Origin of the sequence: Chondromyces crocatus (assembly GCF_001189295.1) — a bacterium.
Classification (GTDB): domain Bacteria; phylum Myxococcota_A; class Polyangia; order Polyangiales; family Polyangiaceae; genus Chondromyces; species Chondromyces crocatus.
This window is the reverse complement of record NZ_CP012159.1, coordinates 769,387-783,746: the sequence shown is the minus strand read 5'-3', so window position 1 is coordinate 783,746 and position 14,360 is coordinate 769,387. Positions and strand designations below refer to the sequence as shown.

The window sequence follows — 14,360 nt, the reverse complement described above, 5'->3', positions numbered from 1 at the left end:
GCCGGCTCGGGGTCACCCGCTCCCGCCCCGACCGGCGCGGCCCCCACGCGCCCCGGCGGCGATCTGCCCGGCGCGGAGCTTCCTCTCACCTGCCCCCCGAAACCCACGCCCGAGGTCGAGAAGGAGTGATCCCAGCCCGAGGTGCTTGGGCTACATTCGGCGCCCCTTTCAACTCTCTTCTCGAGGTCACCTGTGTCCCGTTTCATCGACGAGCTCAAGAGGACGCACCGCTGCGGCGACCTGCGCGCCTCGGACATCGGCAACGAGGTCGTCCTCTTCGGCTGGGTCGGCAGCCGCCGCGATCACGGCGGCTGCGTGTTCATCGACATCCGCGACCGCGAGGGCATCGCGCAGCTCGTGTTCGATCCCGAGTACGCCAAGGCCGACATCTGGACGGCGCGCCGCGGCACCGCGATCGCCGACGCCGAACTCTGCCACGTCAAGGAGGCCCACCACCTCGCCGAGCAAGTGCGCGGCGAGTGGGTCATCGGCGTCCGTGGCATCGTGGTCTCCCGCGGCGCCAACAAGAACCCCAAGCTGCCCACCGGCGAGGTCGAGGTCATCGTCATCGAGGCCGTCGTCTTCAATCGCGCCGAGACCCCGCCCTTCGAGATCACCGACGACCTCGACACCCGCGAGGAGATCCGCCTCGCCAACCGCTACATCGATCTGCGGCGCACCTCGCTCCAGCGCACCCTGCGCATGCGCCACGACATCAACCGTGTCACCCGGAACTACCTCTCGGACCAGGGGTGTCTCGAACTCGAGACCCCCTTCCTCGTGAAGTACACGCCCGGCGGCGCGCGCAACTTCCTCGTCCCTTCGCGCCTGTCCCCAGGCAAGTTCTACGCGCTCGCGGAGAGCCCCCAGCTCTACAAGCAGCTCTTCATGGTCGCCGGCTTCGACCGCTACTTCCAGATCGTGAAGTGCTTCCGCGACGAGGACCTCCGCCTCGACCGGCAGCCCGAGTTCACCCAGATCGACGTCGAGCTGTCGTTCGTGAACCAGGACGACGTCTTCTCCCTCATCGAGGGCCTCGTCTTCTCCATCTTCGAGGACGTGCTGAAGAAGGACCTGCGCGCGCTCTACCCGGACGGCCACTTCCCCCGGCTGCCCTTCGCCGAGTCCATGGCCCGCTACGGCAACGACAAGCCCGACCTCCGCTTCGGCCTGGAGCACACCGACCTCACCGAGCTGATCATCGAGCAAGGTGGCGGCGGCGTCTCCTTCTGGGCCGACATCGCGCAGAAGTTCAGCGGGGGACAGTACCGGCGCGAGGTCCCCGCCGAGATCGTCAAGGCCCTCGTCATCCCGGCGAGCGCCAACTTCTCGCGCCCCCAGCTCGAAGAGCTGGAGCGCGGCCTCAAGGAGATCAAGGGCTTCAAGGGCCTCGCCCGCGCCAAGGTCGCGGAGGACGGCTCCTGGACCCAGTCGCCGCTCGCCAAGTCCATCACCCCCGAGGCGCGGCAGAAAATCAACGAGGCCGTCGGCGCCAAGGCTGGCGACGTCATCTGCTTCCAGTTCGGCAAGACCGCGGTCGTGCACACCGTCATGGCCAAGCTCCGCGTCGACATCGCCAAGAGGATGGGCCTCATCCCCGAGTACGGCCACGGCGACCAGTGGCGCTTGCTCTGGGTCACGAACCCCCCGCTCTTCGAGCACGACGAGGACACCGGCCGCTGGGCCGCCGCGCACCACGCCTTCACCCGCCCCGTCGACGAGCACATCCCGCTGCTCGAGAGCGACCCGGCCCGCGTCGAGTGCTACCGCTACGACCTCGTGCTCAACGGCTTCGAGATCGGCGGCGGCTCCATCCGGCTCCACGACCCCGACGTCCAGGCCCGCGTCTTCAAGACCCTGGGCATCGACGACGAGGAGGCCCGCGAAAAGTTCGGCTTCCTCCTCGACGCGCTCCGCAGCGGCGCGCCGCCCCACGGCGGCATCGCCCTCGGCATGGACCGGACCGCCATGCTCCTCACGGGCGCGCCGACCCTTCGCGACGTGATCCCCTTCCCCAAGACCAACCAGGGAACCGACCAGCTCACCGGCGCGCCGGTGGTCGTCGACGCAGCCCAGCTCGCCGAGCTGCAGGTGAAGAGCACCTTCCAGAACCCCGGCTGAGCGCCATGCGGCCCCCCCTCCTCGTCGTGCTGTGCTCCCTCGGCCTCCTCGCGTGCGAGCCGGCCCTCCAGCCCTACGGCTTCATGGCGCAGCAGTATGATCCCGACGAGGAGTGCCTCGGGCCCTCCCGGCTGGTCGACGTTCTCAACGGCCCCGAGCCCGAGCCTTGCAACGAACCGCGCTGCTGGCACTCGGCCTTCGACGAGATCTTCATCACCACCCGCACCTGCATCGCCCCGCCAGATTTCACCGACGGGACGCAGGATCCACCGGGTTCCGACTGCGCCCTCGCCCTCGCCGCGCTCGAAGCCAAAGAACTTTGCGAAGAGTGAAGGCCTGACGCCCGGCGCCCGGGGATCCGCGCATCGGCCTTTTCGTCGGGGCTTTCTGGTTCCAGCCCGAGCACTTCTGGTAGGGTAGCTCCGGTTTCCGCCATGGATACCCAGGCGCGCGTCCTCGTGGTCGATGACAGTCCGACGATCCTCAAGGTCGTCAGCGCGATCCTGTCACGCCATGGCTACGAGCCGTTCGTGGCCCGCGACGGCCTCGCCGGCATCGAGCAGATCAAGAAGGGCCCGAAGTTCGACCTCGTCCTGCTCGACTTCGTGATGCCCCGCATGAACGGCTACGCCTTCTGCCGGGAGCTGCGCTCGAACCCCGCCCACCGGAACCTGCCGGTGGTGCTGATGAGCGCCAAGGGCGACAAGATCCGCGGCCAGTTCGTCCAGCAGACGGGCGCCGTCGACGCGATCACCAAGCCCTTCGACGCCCGCGCCCTGGTGGCGGTGGTCGAGGGCGCGCTGGCCAAGACGGCCGAAGGCCGCGCCCGCCCCGTCCCCGAAGGCCAGGCGATGCCCGACGAGGACACCATCGCCGAGAGCATCCGCCCGAGCATGATGCCGCGGCAGCTCAAGCAGCGCGCCGGCATCGAACTCGCCCACCAGCTCGCGACGGTGCTCACCCCGGCCCTGCTCTCCGTGCCGCCCGAGGCCCGCAGCTCGGAGGCCGGCCTCATGCAAGCCATCGCCTCGGCGATGACCCCGGACGTGGTGGCGCAGCTCTCCCGGGCCCTCCGGGACGTCGATCCGGGCCAGGACCTCAAGGAGGTCATGAGCGGCGACATCTCGGCCGTCCCCCTCGCCGAGGTGCTGCAGCTCCTCCAGCTCCAGCGCCAGAGTGGCGTGCTCCGCGTCTTCAACAGCAAGATGACGGTGACCATCTTCGTGCGGCAGGGCCTCGTCGACTACGTGGCCTCGCGCGGGACGGCCGACGAATTCCGGCTCGGCCGCTACTTCATCGAGCGCGGCCTGGTCACGCGCGAGCAGCTCGACAAGGTGCTGAAGGAGCGCAAGTACGGCGCCCCCGTGGGTCAGGCCATCGTCGACGCGGGCCTCGCGAAGAAGGAAGACCTGATCGACGCGCTGACGCGGCAGTCCAGTGAGCTGGTCTACGAGATGCTCCGCTGGCCCTACGGCCGCTTCACCTTCACCCGCGAAGACTTCCGCCCCGAAGCCGAGGCCGCGCGGCTCGGCCTGGGCATCTCCGCGCTCTTGCTCGAAGGCTTCCGCCGCGTCGACGAGTGGCGCCTGATGGAGGGCACGATCCTCTGGGACTCGGTGGTCGTCGTCGACCAGATGGCCCGCGAGGCCCTCGGCTCGGAGAAGCTCACCCGCGCCGAGCAGCTCGTCCTTGCCGCGGTGAACGGCACGCGCACCGTCAGCGAGGTCATCAAGGAGAGCTCCGCCGGCTCCTTCGACGCCGTGAAGGTCATCTACCAGTTCCTCCAGAGCCGGCTGCTGCGCTCACGCGTCGCCTGATCCGCAGCGGCGCGCCTCGTCAGGCCATCGACACGCTCGGACACGCCACGCTTTCCTGACCACGCGCTGCGCGGCCTCGTCCTGACCACGCGCTGCGCGGCCTCGTCCTGACCACGCGCTGCGCGGCCTTGATGCGTGCGGAGCGCCGACGCGACGAGGTGGCCGCTCTCCATCAGTTCACCGACGGGCGCGATGCACCAGCACGGCGAGATCCCCCTCCGATGGCCTCGGAGGCGACGTCTCCAGCTCGCTTCCCCCAGCGTTCCCGACGCTCTTCCACGTCACGCTGACAGTTTGCGGAGAGGGCGGGATTCGAACCCGCGGATCAGTTTCCCGATCGCACGCTTAGCAAGCGTGTGCCTTCAGCCACTCGGCCACCTCTCCAAGGTGCCCCAAAGGGGAGCGGGAACATACATCAGGGGATGGGTAGATGCGCAAAAAGAAAATGCGTCTCCACGCACGACAGGGCGTAACTCTGCCGAGCGAGCTGGGCTCGTGACGAGCGGGCTCGGATTCTCCCGAGATGTCGGATGGGTCATGTGCAGCCGGCAGCGACCCACGAGAGCGGGTAGCGACCAACGGGAGCGTAGGGGCCGCCAGGCCCCTGCTTCAAAGACTCTGGCCGCGGGGGGGTGGGCCTTCTTGCTCCAGCTCGGCCAGCTCGGCGTCGCTGAAGATCCGGGAGCGCGTGAGGAAACGCACCCCCCGGGGGGCTTCCAGGGAGAACCCGCTCCCGCGACCGGGGACGACGTCGATCTCGATCTGCGTGTGCTTCCAGTACTCGAACTGCGCTGCCCCGATGTAGACGGGGCAGCCCTCGATCTCGCCGAGCAGCACGTCCTGCCCGCCTACACGGAACTCCTTGCGCGGGTAGCACATCGGCGCGCTGCCATCGCAGCAGCCGCCAGACTGATGGAACAGCAGCTCTCCGTTCTCACCGTGCAGCTCTCGGATGAGCGCCGCGGCGGCAGGGGAGACGGTCACGCGCGAGACGGGCATCGCCATCCCTCCGATCAGAAGAAGCCCATCGGCTTCGGGTCGTAGCTCACCAGCAGGTTCTTCGTCTGCTGGTAGTGCCGCAGCATCATCGCGTGGTTCTCTCGCCCGATGCCCGAATGCTTGTAGCCCCCGAACGCCGCGTGCGCCGGGTAGTGGTGGTAGCAGTTCGTCCACACCCGGCCTGCCTGGATGGCGCGGCCCGCGCGGAACGCTTGCGTCCCGTCGCGCGTCCACACCCCGGCGCCGAGCCCGTAGAGCGTGTCGTTCGCCATGGCGATCGCGTCGTCGTAGTCCTTGAAGCTCGTGACGCTCACCACGGGCCCGAAGATCTCCTCCTGGAACACACGCATCTTGTTGTGCCCCTGGAACACCGTCGGTTGCACGTAGTAGCCACCCTCGAGATCCCCCGAGAGCTTCGCCTGCTCGCCGCCGAGCAGCACCTTCGCGCCCTCCTGCTTGCCGATCGCGAGGTAGCTCAGGATCTTCTCCAGCTGATCACGCGACGCCTGCGCGCCGACGGTCGTGGCCGGGTCGAGCGGGTTGCCTGGCACGTGCTTCTTCGCCCGGTCCACCGCGCGCTCGATGAACTGCCCGTAGATCTTCTCGCTGATGAGCGCGCGTGACGGGCACGTGCACACCTCGCCCTGGTTCAGCGCGAACATGCCGAAGCCCTCCAGCGCCTTCTGGAGGTAGTCGTCGTCCTTGTCGAGCACGTCCTCGAAGAAGATGTTCGGCGACTTGCCGCCCAGCTCCAGCGTGACCGGGATCAGATTCTCGCTCGCGTACTGCATGATCAGGCGCCCCGTCGTCGTCTCGCCGGTGAACGCCACCTTGGCGATCCGCGGGCTGGACGCGAGGGGCTTGCCCGCCTCCACGCCGAAGCCGTTCACCACGTTCACCACGCCCGCGGGGAGCAGGTCACCCACGAGTTCCATCAAGAGCAGCAGGGACGCGGGCGTCTGCTCTGCGGGCTTGATCACCACCGCGTTGCCCGCTGCGAGCGCGGGCGCGAGCTTCCAGGCCGCCATCAAGATCGGGAAGTTCCAGGGGATGATCTGGCCGACCACGCCGAGCGGCTCGTGGAAGTGGTACGCGTACGTGTTCGCGTCGATCTCCGAGATCCCTCCCTCCTGCGCGCGGATGACACCGGCGAAGTAACGGAAGTGATCCACGGTGAGCGGCAGATCGGCCGCGAGCGTCTCGCGCACCGGCTTGCCGTTCTCCCACGTCTCGGCGACGGCGAGCGTCTCCAGGTTCTGCTCGATCCGATCCGCAATCTTGTTGAGGATGTTGGCGCGCTCGGCGGGCGTGGTCTTCCCCCACGCACCCTTTGCGCCGTGCGCTGCGTCGAGCGCCTTCTCGACATCCTCCGCCGTCGAGCGCGGGACCTCGCAGAACGGCTTTCCCGTGACCGGCGTGATGTTCTCGAAATACTGCCCCTTGATGGGCTCTCGCCACTCCCCTCCGATGAAGTTCCCGTACCGCGACTTGAACGCGACCTTGGCACCAGACGTATTCGGCGGGCTGTACACCATGATGCGACCTCCTCGATCCGGTTCGGGCCCTAGCATCACCCATCGCCGCCCAAGATCCACTGCCGCCTGCAGGATTTCGCGGCTTGACGCGGCTTGACGCAGAGCGACGTAGCGGAGGGTCGCGCCAGCTCGTGCGCATCGCTCGCTCCCACGACCCCTGCACATGCGACCCGAGGTGAGCACCTCGGTACACCACCCCAGCGCCGTCCGACGAGAGCACCGCCGCTCACCGTCGCTTGCCATCGCGTGAACGCCGCCGCGCGGCACGAGCAGCATCGCCCCTCACGTGTGAGCGTCCGCGGGGCCGACTCCCACCTTCACGCGTGATCCTCCCTTCCCTCCACGGCCGACGACGCACACACCTGACGGATCCATCGCCCGTGGTACATGGGCACCATGACCGCCACGAAGCTCGTGTTGATCCGCCACGGTCAGACCGACGACAACCAGCGCCAGGTCTTCCAGGGCCACGCAGGTCACGGCTTGAACGAACGCGGGCGAGAGCAAGCCGCGCGGCTCGCCGCCCGACTGGTGCACACCCGCGTCCACCTCGACGCGATCTACGCCTCCGATCTCCAGCGCGCGCACGAGACGGCATCCATCCTCGGAGAGGCACTCTCTCTCGTCCCCATCACCGACCCCTCGCTGCGCGAGGTGAACCTCGGCGCCTGGCAGGGCCTGTCGTCCCGCGAGGTCGAGACGCGCTACGCGGAGGAGTACGCGGCGTGGCAACGGGGTGACGACGTCCGACGCGGCGGCGGCGAAACGTACGCGGAGCTCGGCGCGCGCATCGTCGGCGCCATCGACCGCATCGCCGACCTGCATCGAGGTGGCGCGGCGGCCGTCGTCTCTCACGGTGCAGCGATCAAGACCTTCACGGCCCTGGCCCTGGGCGTACCCACCGGACGCATGCGCCAGTTCCAGGTCCCCACGAACACCGCCGTGTGCGTCTTCGAGCGGCGGGAGACCGGCGCCTTGCGCCTCGTCGTGTGGAACGACGCCGCCCACCTCGGCGACCCGCTCGCCGACGCGCTCGCGGCCCCACTCGTGCGCGCCGCCCCCTGATGGCGCTCGATCGCCTTCCCCTCGTTCCTCCGCCGCCGGCCAGGAGCCGTCGCGCCCCCGGTCAGGTGTCCCGTCCGTGCTCGCGCGAGGTTGGCACGCTCATTGGAAAGCAAGTCCGCCCATGAGAAAGCTCGCGTGTTTTCTGCTCGTCGTCCCTGTCGCACTGCTCTCTGCTTGCCGATCCCAGGAAGAGCCGAAGACGCCGGACGCCGTCGAGCAGGACCTCGACAAGGCTGGCGACAAGATCGAGGAGGGTGCGAAAAAAGCGGGCGACAAGGTCGAGGAAGGCGTCGAGAAAGCCGGGGAAAAGATGGAAGAGGCGGGTGACAAGATCCGCGAGGAGACACAAAAGAAGGACTGAGCCGCTTGATCGAGGAGCGGGGAGGCCCAATCTTTTTGCGAAACGGAGGAGCGAACGATGCAAGCTCTCGTCGTCGGAGCGACCATGCTGGCGGTCGCCGTGGTGGGTATCTGGTTGACCTTCAGCCTCTTCGGCTTGCTGGTGACCCTGGCGGTCGCCGCCGCGGTGGGGTGGCTGGCAGACCGCATCGTTCCTGGGGACCTTCCCTACGGCTGGCTCGGCGCGATCGGCGCGGGTCTGCTCGGTAGCTGGCTGGGCACCCTGCTGATCGGCCCCCTCGGCCCGAGGATCGCAGGCATCCCCGTCATCTCGGCGCTGATCGGGGCGACCATCCTGGCCTTCGGGGTCGAGCTCTTCCAGAAGCGCCGCTCCCGCCGCGACGCCTAGCGCGCGCTAGGCCACCACCTGCCTCAGCACCGCCTCGAAGATGCCCGGGTTCCGACCGAGCCAGCGCACCGCGGGGCGGCGCAACCAGGGGCGGGCGGCGAGCTGGAGGAGGCCGTGCGTGACCAGCGCGTACTTGCGAAAGATGTGCTGGAAGGCCTCCTCGTAGGGCGAGAGCGCTTCCCGGGTCGCGCCGCTCGCGAGCGCGGCAGGGAGGATCTCTCCGAGCGCCTCGGCACACCGCAGTGCCAGCGAGAGCCCCTCGCCGGTCACCGCATCCACGTAGCCGGCCGCATCACCCACCAGCACCAGACGGTCCGCCACCCGCACACGCGCCGAGCGCGCGAACGGTCCCGCGCCGCGCAGTCGCGACGTCGGTGCTGCACCGCGGAGCTGCGCCACGAGCCGTGGGAAGCGCGCCAGGAGTTCGTCGTACCGCGGGGAAGCACCGCCGTCCCCGCGCCAGAGCATGGCGACACCCACCTGATCTGCGCCCACCGGCGTCACGTACGCCTCGGCGCCCTCGGTGAGATGGACTTCCACGAACGAGGACCAGGGCGGGAGGTCGAAGTGACGCCTCAAGCCGAAGCGCGGCGCGCTCGATACGGCTGACGAACGCGCCGCGCTCGGCGCCTCCGCCTCCAGCCGCTCGATGCGCCGCACCCGTGACGTGAGGCCATCGGCGGCGACGAGCAGCCCCGCGGAGACGAGCCCCTCCGGGGTGGTGATCTCCATCCTTCCCCCCACCCGCCGATGTGCGAGCGCCGGACACGAGGCGCGCAGCACAGCGCCGAGCGCGACCGCGCGCCGGGCCAGCGCCTCGGAGAGCGCCGTGCGTCGGATCCCCAGACCTCCTGGCGCTGGCAGGCGCCCCTCGGCGGTGGACCCGTCCTCCTGCACGTAGCGGATGCCCGTGAGCTTCGCGCACGCACGCGGATCGACCAGCGACAGGGCGCCAGCGCGCTCGAGCGCCGCCACGCCGAGCGGCAACAGACCCTCGCCACACGCCTTGTCCACGGGCAGCGCGCCGCGCTCCAGCACCACCGCGCGGAGCCCGCGCGCCGCGGCCGCGATCGCCACCGAGAGCCCGGCAGGTCCGCCGCCCACGATGGCGACGTCACAGCGGATCACGGCCAGCGCCTGGCGCGCGCCAGCGCGATCGCCCCGCGCGCCGCCGCGAGCGCGAGGCGCAACGGCCCCGTCGGCGCCGGCGCGCCCAGCTCTCCGGCGAGGAACCGCCGCAGCGCCTCCCGCCGACGAAGCTTGCCGCTGCTGGTGCGTGGGAGCGCGCCCGGCGGGAGCAACACCACCGTGTGTGGACGCACCCCCGTCGCCTCGGCGATCGCCGTGCGTGCCCGCGCCTCCAGCGCCGCGTCGTCCCCCCGCTCGTCCCGTGCCCGCTCGGTCAGCACGAGCAGCGCCTCCTCGGCCCCCTCGGGCGGCGTGAAGCCCAGCGCCACGGCGCACCCTTCCCGCAGACCCTCCACATCGAGCAGGCACGCCTCGAACGCCTGCGGCGCGTGGTTCGCTCCGCGGATGATCACCACATCCTTGGCGCGCCCGGTGACGTACAGGGCCCCGTCGGCGAGGAACCCGAGGTCACCCGTGTCGAGCCACCCTTCGCCGTCCAGCGCCTTCGCCGTCGCCTCTGGCGCGCGGTAGTAGCCATCCATCACCGACGGCCCCCGCGCGAACACGAGCCCCACGTGCCGCTCCGGCAGCCGGTGCCCCTCCTCGTCGCGCACCTCCACCTCGAACCCGGCCACCGGACGCCCCACCGAGGCGAGCTCGTGCTCCCCGGGCACCACATGCCCCTCCGCGGCGAGCACCTGCGGATCCACGCCGATCGCGCGCACCCCCTCGCCGGCAGGGGAGAACGTCACCGCCAGCGACGCCTCCGCCAGCCCGTACACCGGCCGCAGCGCCTCTTTCCGGAACCCCCAGCGCGCGAACCGCTCGGCGAACCCGCGCAGCGCCGGCAGCGACACCGGCTCGGCGCCACAGAGCGCGTGCTCCCAGCCCGACAGATCCACGCCGACGAGATCCTCGTCCCGCACCCGCCGCAAGCACAGGCTGTACGCGAAGCTCGGCGCCGGCGAGATGAGCCCCCGATGACGCGACAGCGCGCGCAGCCAGAGCACCGGCCGCGCGAGGAACAGCTCGGGGGGCACCAGCACCAGCGAACCCCGGTAGTACAGCGCCGAGAGCAGACAGCCGATGAGACCCATGTCGTGGTACAGCGGCAACCACGAGACGCCCGTGTTGCCCTCGCCTCGGGGGAGCGGCATCTCCTCCATCAGGGCCGTGATCTGCGCCGCGATGTGACGCTGCCGGAGCGCCACCGGCTTCGGGTCCACCGTGGAGCCCGAGGAGAACTGGATCAGCGCCAGCGCCTCGGCGTCGTGAGGTGCCTCGAACTCGCTGGTGATCCGCAAGAGATCGTCCACGGACGCGCTCCCGAGCGGCGGGCGCGCCTCGGCGAGCGCGGGCCCGAGCAGCAAGCGCATCCGGTTGTCGGTCACCACCACCGCCGCGCCGGCAGCCTTGATCATCCGTGCCGTCGCCCGCAGATGCTCGTCGAGACGCCCGAGCCGCACCGGAGGGTACAGCGGCACCGGCGTCGCGCCGGCGAGCAGCGCGCCGAAGAACGCATCCATGAACCCGATCGACGTCGGCAGGATGATGGCGACCCGATCGCCCGAGATCACCCCCATGCGCGCCAGCGCCGCGGCCGCGCGTCGAGCCCGGCTCCGCACCTCGGCCCACGAGAACACCTGCTCCTGCTCGCCCGCGTCGACGAGGACCAGCCGCTCGCGCGTCCCCGCCGCCGCCGCGAGCGCCTCGCCCACCGTCGCGAACGGCGACGGCGGGAGCCGCGGACCTGCGAGCGACCCCGAGCGCATCATCGCCTCCCCAGCGGCGAGGGCCGCAGCGCTCCCGATCCCCACCGGGACCGCCGCGGTCACGACGCCTCCCGAGCGCGCGCCGCGACGAGGCGGGCGAGATCGGCGAGCGTCGCGACCTCGGCGGCATCGGCGGGGTCGAGACGCACGCGGAAGTGGTTCTCCAGCTCCACCACGAGCACGGTCACCTCCATGCTGTCGAGCGCGAGCTCGCGCAGGCTCTGCGCTGGCTCGACCGGGTGCTCCCGCTCGAGCTCCCCGGCGAGCACCCGTTGGATGATTCCGATCGCCTCGATCTCCCGCTCGTCCACGCCAAGCTCACTCACGGCGCACCTCCGGAACGAATCGCGGCCTGCCAGCAAAGGCGTCGGCCCACAGCGGACCGAGCGCCCGCTCCTCGGCGCGGATGCGCACCCAGAGCAGCAGCGCGTTGCCCACCGAGAACAGCACGGCGCTGATCCACGCCCCGTGGATCAGCGGCACCACGGCCATCTCCATCATCACCGCCACGTAGTTGGGGTGGCGCAGGAAGCGGTACGGCCCGCCCACCACCGGCGCGAGCCCCGGCACGACGATCACCCGCGTGTTCCAGCGCGGGCCGAGCGTCGAGACGGCCCAGTAACGGAGCCCCTGCGCCAGAGCAGCCAGCGCGAGCGCCATCCAGCCGAGCGCGCCCGGAAAGGCGCGGTCGAGGAACAGCACCTCGGTCGCACAGGCCCCGAGGAACAGCGTGTGGAACGCCGCCATGATCGGGTAATGCCCCTGCCCCATCTCCACGCCACCGCGCGCGAACGCCCACGCCGCGTTGCGGCTGGAGAGGTGCAGCTCCGCCAGCCGCTCCACGGCGAGGAAGCCGAGGAACCCGAGGTAGAGCGCCTGCGAGGTCACCACTGGAGCAGCACCATCTCTGCGCAGAACCCTGGCCCCATCGCCATCATGAACCCCCAGTCGCCTGGTGCCGCGACGCCCGCGTCGAGCGTGTCACCGAGCACGAAGAGCACCGAGGCCGACGAAAGGTTGCCGTACTGCCGGAGCGAACTCCAGGAGCGCGCAAGGGCATCCGGCCCCAGCTCCAGCGCCTCTTCCATCGCCGAGAGCACCTTGGGCCCGCCGGTGTGAGCGACCCAGTGGCGCACGTCGCTGCGGCCCAGCCCGTGCTGCGCGAGGAAGACGTCGACGTCGCCACGCGCGCGCGAGCGCACCAGCTCCGGCACCTTCGCCGAGAGCACCACCTTGAAGCCCGAGTCGACGACGTCCCAGCCCATGATGCGCTCGGTGTCGCGGTAGAACACCGCGCGCGAGTCCACGACCCGTGGACCTCGAGACAGATCGCCTCGAGCACGCTTCGCCCGCGCGCTCCCCTCCATCACCAGCGCCGCTGCCCCGTCACCGAAGAGCGCAGAGGCGATGACGTTTTGAATCGAGAGATCCTCCCGCTGGAGCGTCAGCGAGCACAGCTCCACGGACACGAGCACCGCCACGTGGTCCGGGTGCCCCCGCAGGTAGTCGGCGACGCGCGCCGTCCCCGCCGCACCCGCCACGCACCCGAGCCCGAAGATGGGCGTCCGGCGCACGTCCTCCCGGAGGCCCAGCCGGTTGACCAGGCGTGCGTCGACGCTCGGTGTGGCGATGCCGGTGACCGTCACGAAGAAGATGTGGTCGACGTCCTCGGGCTCGAGCCCCGCCCGCGCGAGCGCCCCCCGCACCGCCTCCTCGGCGAGCTCGACGGCCGCGCCAATCCAGGCGTCGTTCCGCTGCTCGAAGCGCTCCAGCGCCGGATATGCCTCCAGCGGGAGCGCGAGGTGTCGCCCCGAGACCAGCACTGCCCGATGAAGGTCCTCCAGCCGGTCGAGGTTGAAGTGGCGCGTCGCCCAGAGCTCGCGCAGTGCGCCCAGGATGCGCTCCTGGGACGCGTAGTGCGCAGGCAACCGTCGCTCGACGGCGCGAAGCGTGGGCGCAGCCTCCGTATCGAATGGATCTCGGACGCGCATGCGTTGTGCTGTCTCCCTCCCGATCTGCGCGAACCATACAGCACTCACGCTGCGCGGTTGTCGTCCTTCCTCGGATCTCGCGCATGTTGGAGGGCCGCGCCTCGACGCACGTAAGGCGCGCGCTGTACCAGCGTAGGTGGCATTCCTCTAGCGCGCGGGTCGTGACGGGTAGGTGCAGGAAGCCCGGGAGGCCTCTGCGCCCCCTGACGAGGTCACGACCGGGGTGTGCAGCCGATGCAGTCCGCTCGGCGAGTCACTCGCCGCTTCAGTCCCTCGACGAAGGCACCGCCGCTCGACGCACCGTGCGCACGACACGCGAGACGCGGCGCAGGCGCACGACGCATGCTGCCTTCGACGCACGCGCTGAACGACGCGCGACATGCGACGCGAGCGTGCGTGATGCGTGCCTACTCGACGAGGCACCCACAGCCGCAGTGGTCGAAGAACGCATCCTGACCGTCGGGACAACGGAACAGGGCCGCCATGCACGTCTGTGGGTCCCGCAGGACGTAGTTCTTGTCCTCCTCGTCGTAGCTGCACGCTTCCTGGGCCCCAGGTGGCGTGTTCTCGTCGCTCTCGGGGACACAGATCCCGCCACAGTCGTAGCCACCACGCCGCGGATCGCAGTCGTCGTGCGGATCGTCGACGCACGCGAAGCCATCCGGACACGGCATGTTCGCGATGCCGCCACAGAACTGCTCGCCGAACTCTTCGAGCGCGTCCTGTGCGACCTCACCAGCCTCCACACCTTCCCCGGTGCCCACGGCGCATGCAGTCATCGAGAAGCCAGCGCTCAGCGCGACCGTCCCCCATGCTGCGAATTGTTTCCAGTTCATCCCGGACCTCCCCATGGCCGCCCGGAGAGAGCAGCCCGTTCGTGTTGAAGTTCTTGCGATGTCGCCGCGGGGAGAGAGCATGAGGCGTGCCTCGGAGTTGGCGGAGCTTCATGCAAAATGTGCCAGCAGACGGAGAGGCCACGGTGCATGGAGGGCAGCCGTCCCGGACCGTGGTGTGAACGCGCGGGACGCGCTGACGACGAGGTCACTCACGGGCAAGGGAGGAGCGTCATCGTCGACACGGACGACGACGTGACGACGGCAGCGTGGTCAGTACCGTGTTTCCCCAGGTTCGGCCCGGGTCCTTGGCCGAGCGACCTGCGAAGAAAGCAAGGGTAGTGACCCTCG

14 protein-coding genes and 1 tRNA gene are annotated in these 14,360 nt (G+C 69.9%); 6 read left to right on the top strand and 9 right to left on the bottom strand.

The features are described 5' to 3' along the window. Positions 1-192 precede the first annotated feature (192 nt). The 3 genes from aspS (at position 193) to CMC5_RS02960 (ending at position 3,938) form a co-directional block, all read left to right on the top strand. Positions 193-2,121 (top strand): aspartate--tRNA ligase, encoded by a 1,929-nt coding sequence (gene aspS, locus CMC5_RS02970; protein WP_050428991.1) that lies wholly within the window; start codon positions 193-195, stop codon positions 2,119-2,121. A gap of 5 nt (positions 2,122-2,126) precedes the next feature. Further along, a complete protein-coding gene (locus CMC5_RS02965) occupies positions 2,127-2,453 on the top strand; it encodes a hypothetical protein (RefSeq protein ID WP_050428990.1) in 327 nt (108 codons plus the stop codon). A 102-nt stretch (positions 2,454-2,555) separates the two neighbouring features. Next, positions 2,556-3,938, top strand: coding sequence for a DUF4388 domain-containing protein (locus CMC5_RS02960; RefSeq protein ID WP_050428989.1), 1,383 nt, complete (start codon positions 2,556-2,558; stop codon positions 3,936-3,938). A 297-nt stretch (positions 3,939-4,235) separates the two neighbouring features. Here the strand turns inward: CMC5_RS02960 and CMC5_RS02950 are convergent. The 3 genes from CMC5_RS02950 to exaC form a co-directional block, all read right to left on the bottom strand. Further along, positions 4,236-4,322: transfer RNA gene (locus CMC5_RS02950), tRNA-Ser, on the bottom strand. Positions 4,323-4,547: 225 nt separating this feature from the next. After that, positions 4,548-4,937 (bottom strand): DUF779 domain-containing protein, encoded by a 390-nt coding sequence (locus tag CMC5_RS02945; protein ID WP_050435679.1) that lies wholly within the window; start codon positions 4,935-4,937, stop codon positions 4,548-4,550. Positions 4,938-4,951: 14 nt separating this feature from the next. Then, the gene (gene exaC / locus CMC5_RS02940) at positions 4,952-6,472 is read right to left on the bottom strand and encodes an acetaldehyde dehydrogenase ExaC (RefSeq protein WP_050428987.1); all 1,521 of its coding nucleotides are present in this window, start codon (positions 6,470-6,472) and stop codon (positions 4,952-4,954) included. A 396-nt stretch (positions 6,473-6,868) separates the two neighbouring features. On the opposite strand from exaC, the gene CMC5_RS02935 reads away from it, so the two are divergent. From CMC5_RS02935 to CMC5_RS02925, 3 genes are all read left to right on the top strand, one after another. After that, positions 6,869-7,537 carry a histidine phosphatase family protein gene (locus CMC5_RS02935; protein WP_063796469.1) on the top strand — a complete coding sequence of 223 codons (669 nt, stop codon included), beginning with the start codon at positions 6,869-6,871 and terminating at the stop codon, positions 7,535-7,537. Positions 7,538-7,658: 121 nt separating this feature from the next. After that, positions 7,659-7,898, top strand: a complete 240-nt coding sequence (locus CMC5_RS02930) for a hypothetical protein (protein WP_050428985.1) — start codon at positions 7,659-7,661, stop codon at positions 7,896-7,898. A gap of 57 nt (positions 7,899-7,955) precedes the next feature. Then, the gene (locus CMC5_RS02925) at positions 7,956-8,285 is read left to right on the top strand and encodes a GlsB/YeaQ/YmgE family stress response membrane protein (RefSeq protein WP_050428984.1); all 330 of its coding nucleotides are present in this window, start codon (positions 7,956-7,958) and stop codon (positions 8,283-8,285) included. Positions 8,286-8,291: 6 nt separating this feature from the next. Here CMC5_RS02925 and CMC5_RS02920 read toward each other — a convergent pair whose 3' ends face one another. The 6 genes from CMC5_RS02920 to CMC5_RS02895 form a co-directional block, all read right to left on the bottom strand. Further along, positions 8,292-9,413: an NAD(P)/FAD-dependent oxidoreductase gene (locus CMC5_RS02920; protein ID WP_050428983.1), complete on the bottom strand. Its 1,122-nt coding sequence runs from the start codon at positions 9,411-9,413 to the stop codon at positions 8,292-8,294. Further along, positions 9,410-11,188 carry an AMP-binding protein gene (locus CMC5_RS02915; protein WP_082363371.1) on the bottom strand — a complete coding sequence of 593 codons (1,779 nt, stop codon included), beginning with the start codon at positions 11,186-11,188 and terminating at the stop codon, positions 9,410-9,412. The genes CMC5_RS02920 and CMC5_RS02915 overlap by 4 nt, the downstream gene beginning before the upstream one ends. Positions 11,189-11,244: 56 nt before the next feature. After that, positions 11,245-11,511 carry an acyl carrier protein gene (locus CMC5_RS02910; protein WP_245678256.1) on the bottom strand — a complete coding sequence of 89 codons (267 nt, stop codon included), beginning with the start codon at positions 11,509-11,511 and terminating at the stop codon, positions 11,245-11,247. Then, the gene (locus CMC5_RS02905) at positions 11,504-12,076 is read right to left on the bottom strand and encodes an isoprenylcysteine carboxyl methyltransferase family protein (protein ID WP_050428981.1); all 573 of its coding nucleotides are present in this window, start codon (positions 12,074-12,076) and stop codon (positions 11,504-11,506) included. Before CMC5_RS02905 ends, CMC5_RS02910 begins: the two co-directional genes overlap by 8 nt. After that, on the bottom strand, positions 12,070-13,176 hold the full coding sequence (locus tag CMC5_RS02900) for a type III polyketide synthase (RefSeq protein ID WP_050428980.1): 1,107 nt from the start codon (positions 13,174-13,176) through the stop codon (positions 12,070-12,072). The genes CMC5_RS02905 and CMC5_RS02900 overlap by 7 nt, the downstream gene beginning before the upstream one ends. A gap of 407 nt (positions 13,177-13,583) precedes the next feature. Beyond that, a complete protein-coding gene (locus tag CMC5_RS02895) occupies positions 13,584-14,012 on the bottom strand; it encodes a hypothetical protein (RefSeq protein ID WP_050428979.1) in 429 nt (142 codons plus the stop codon). Between the last annotated feature and the right edge of the window lie 348 nt (positions 14,013-14,360).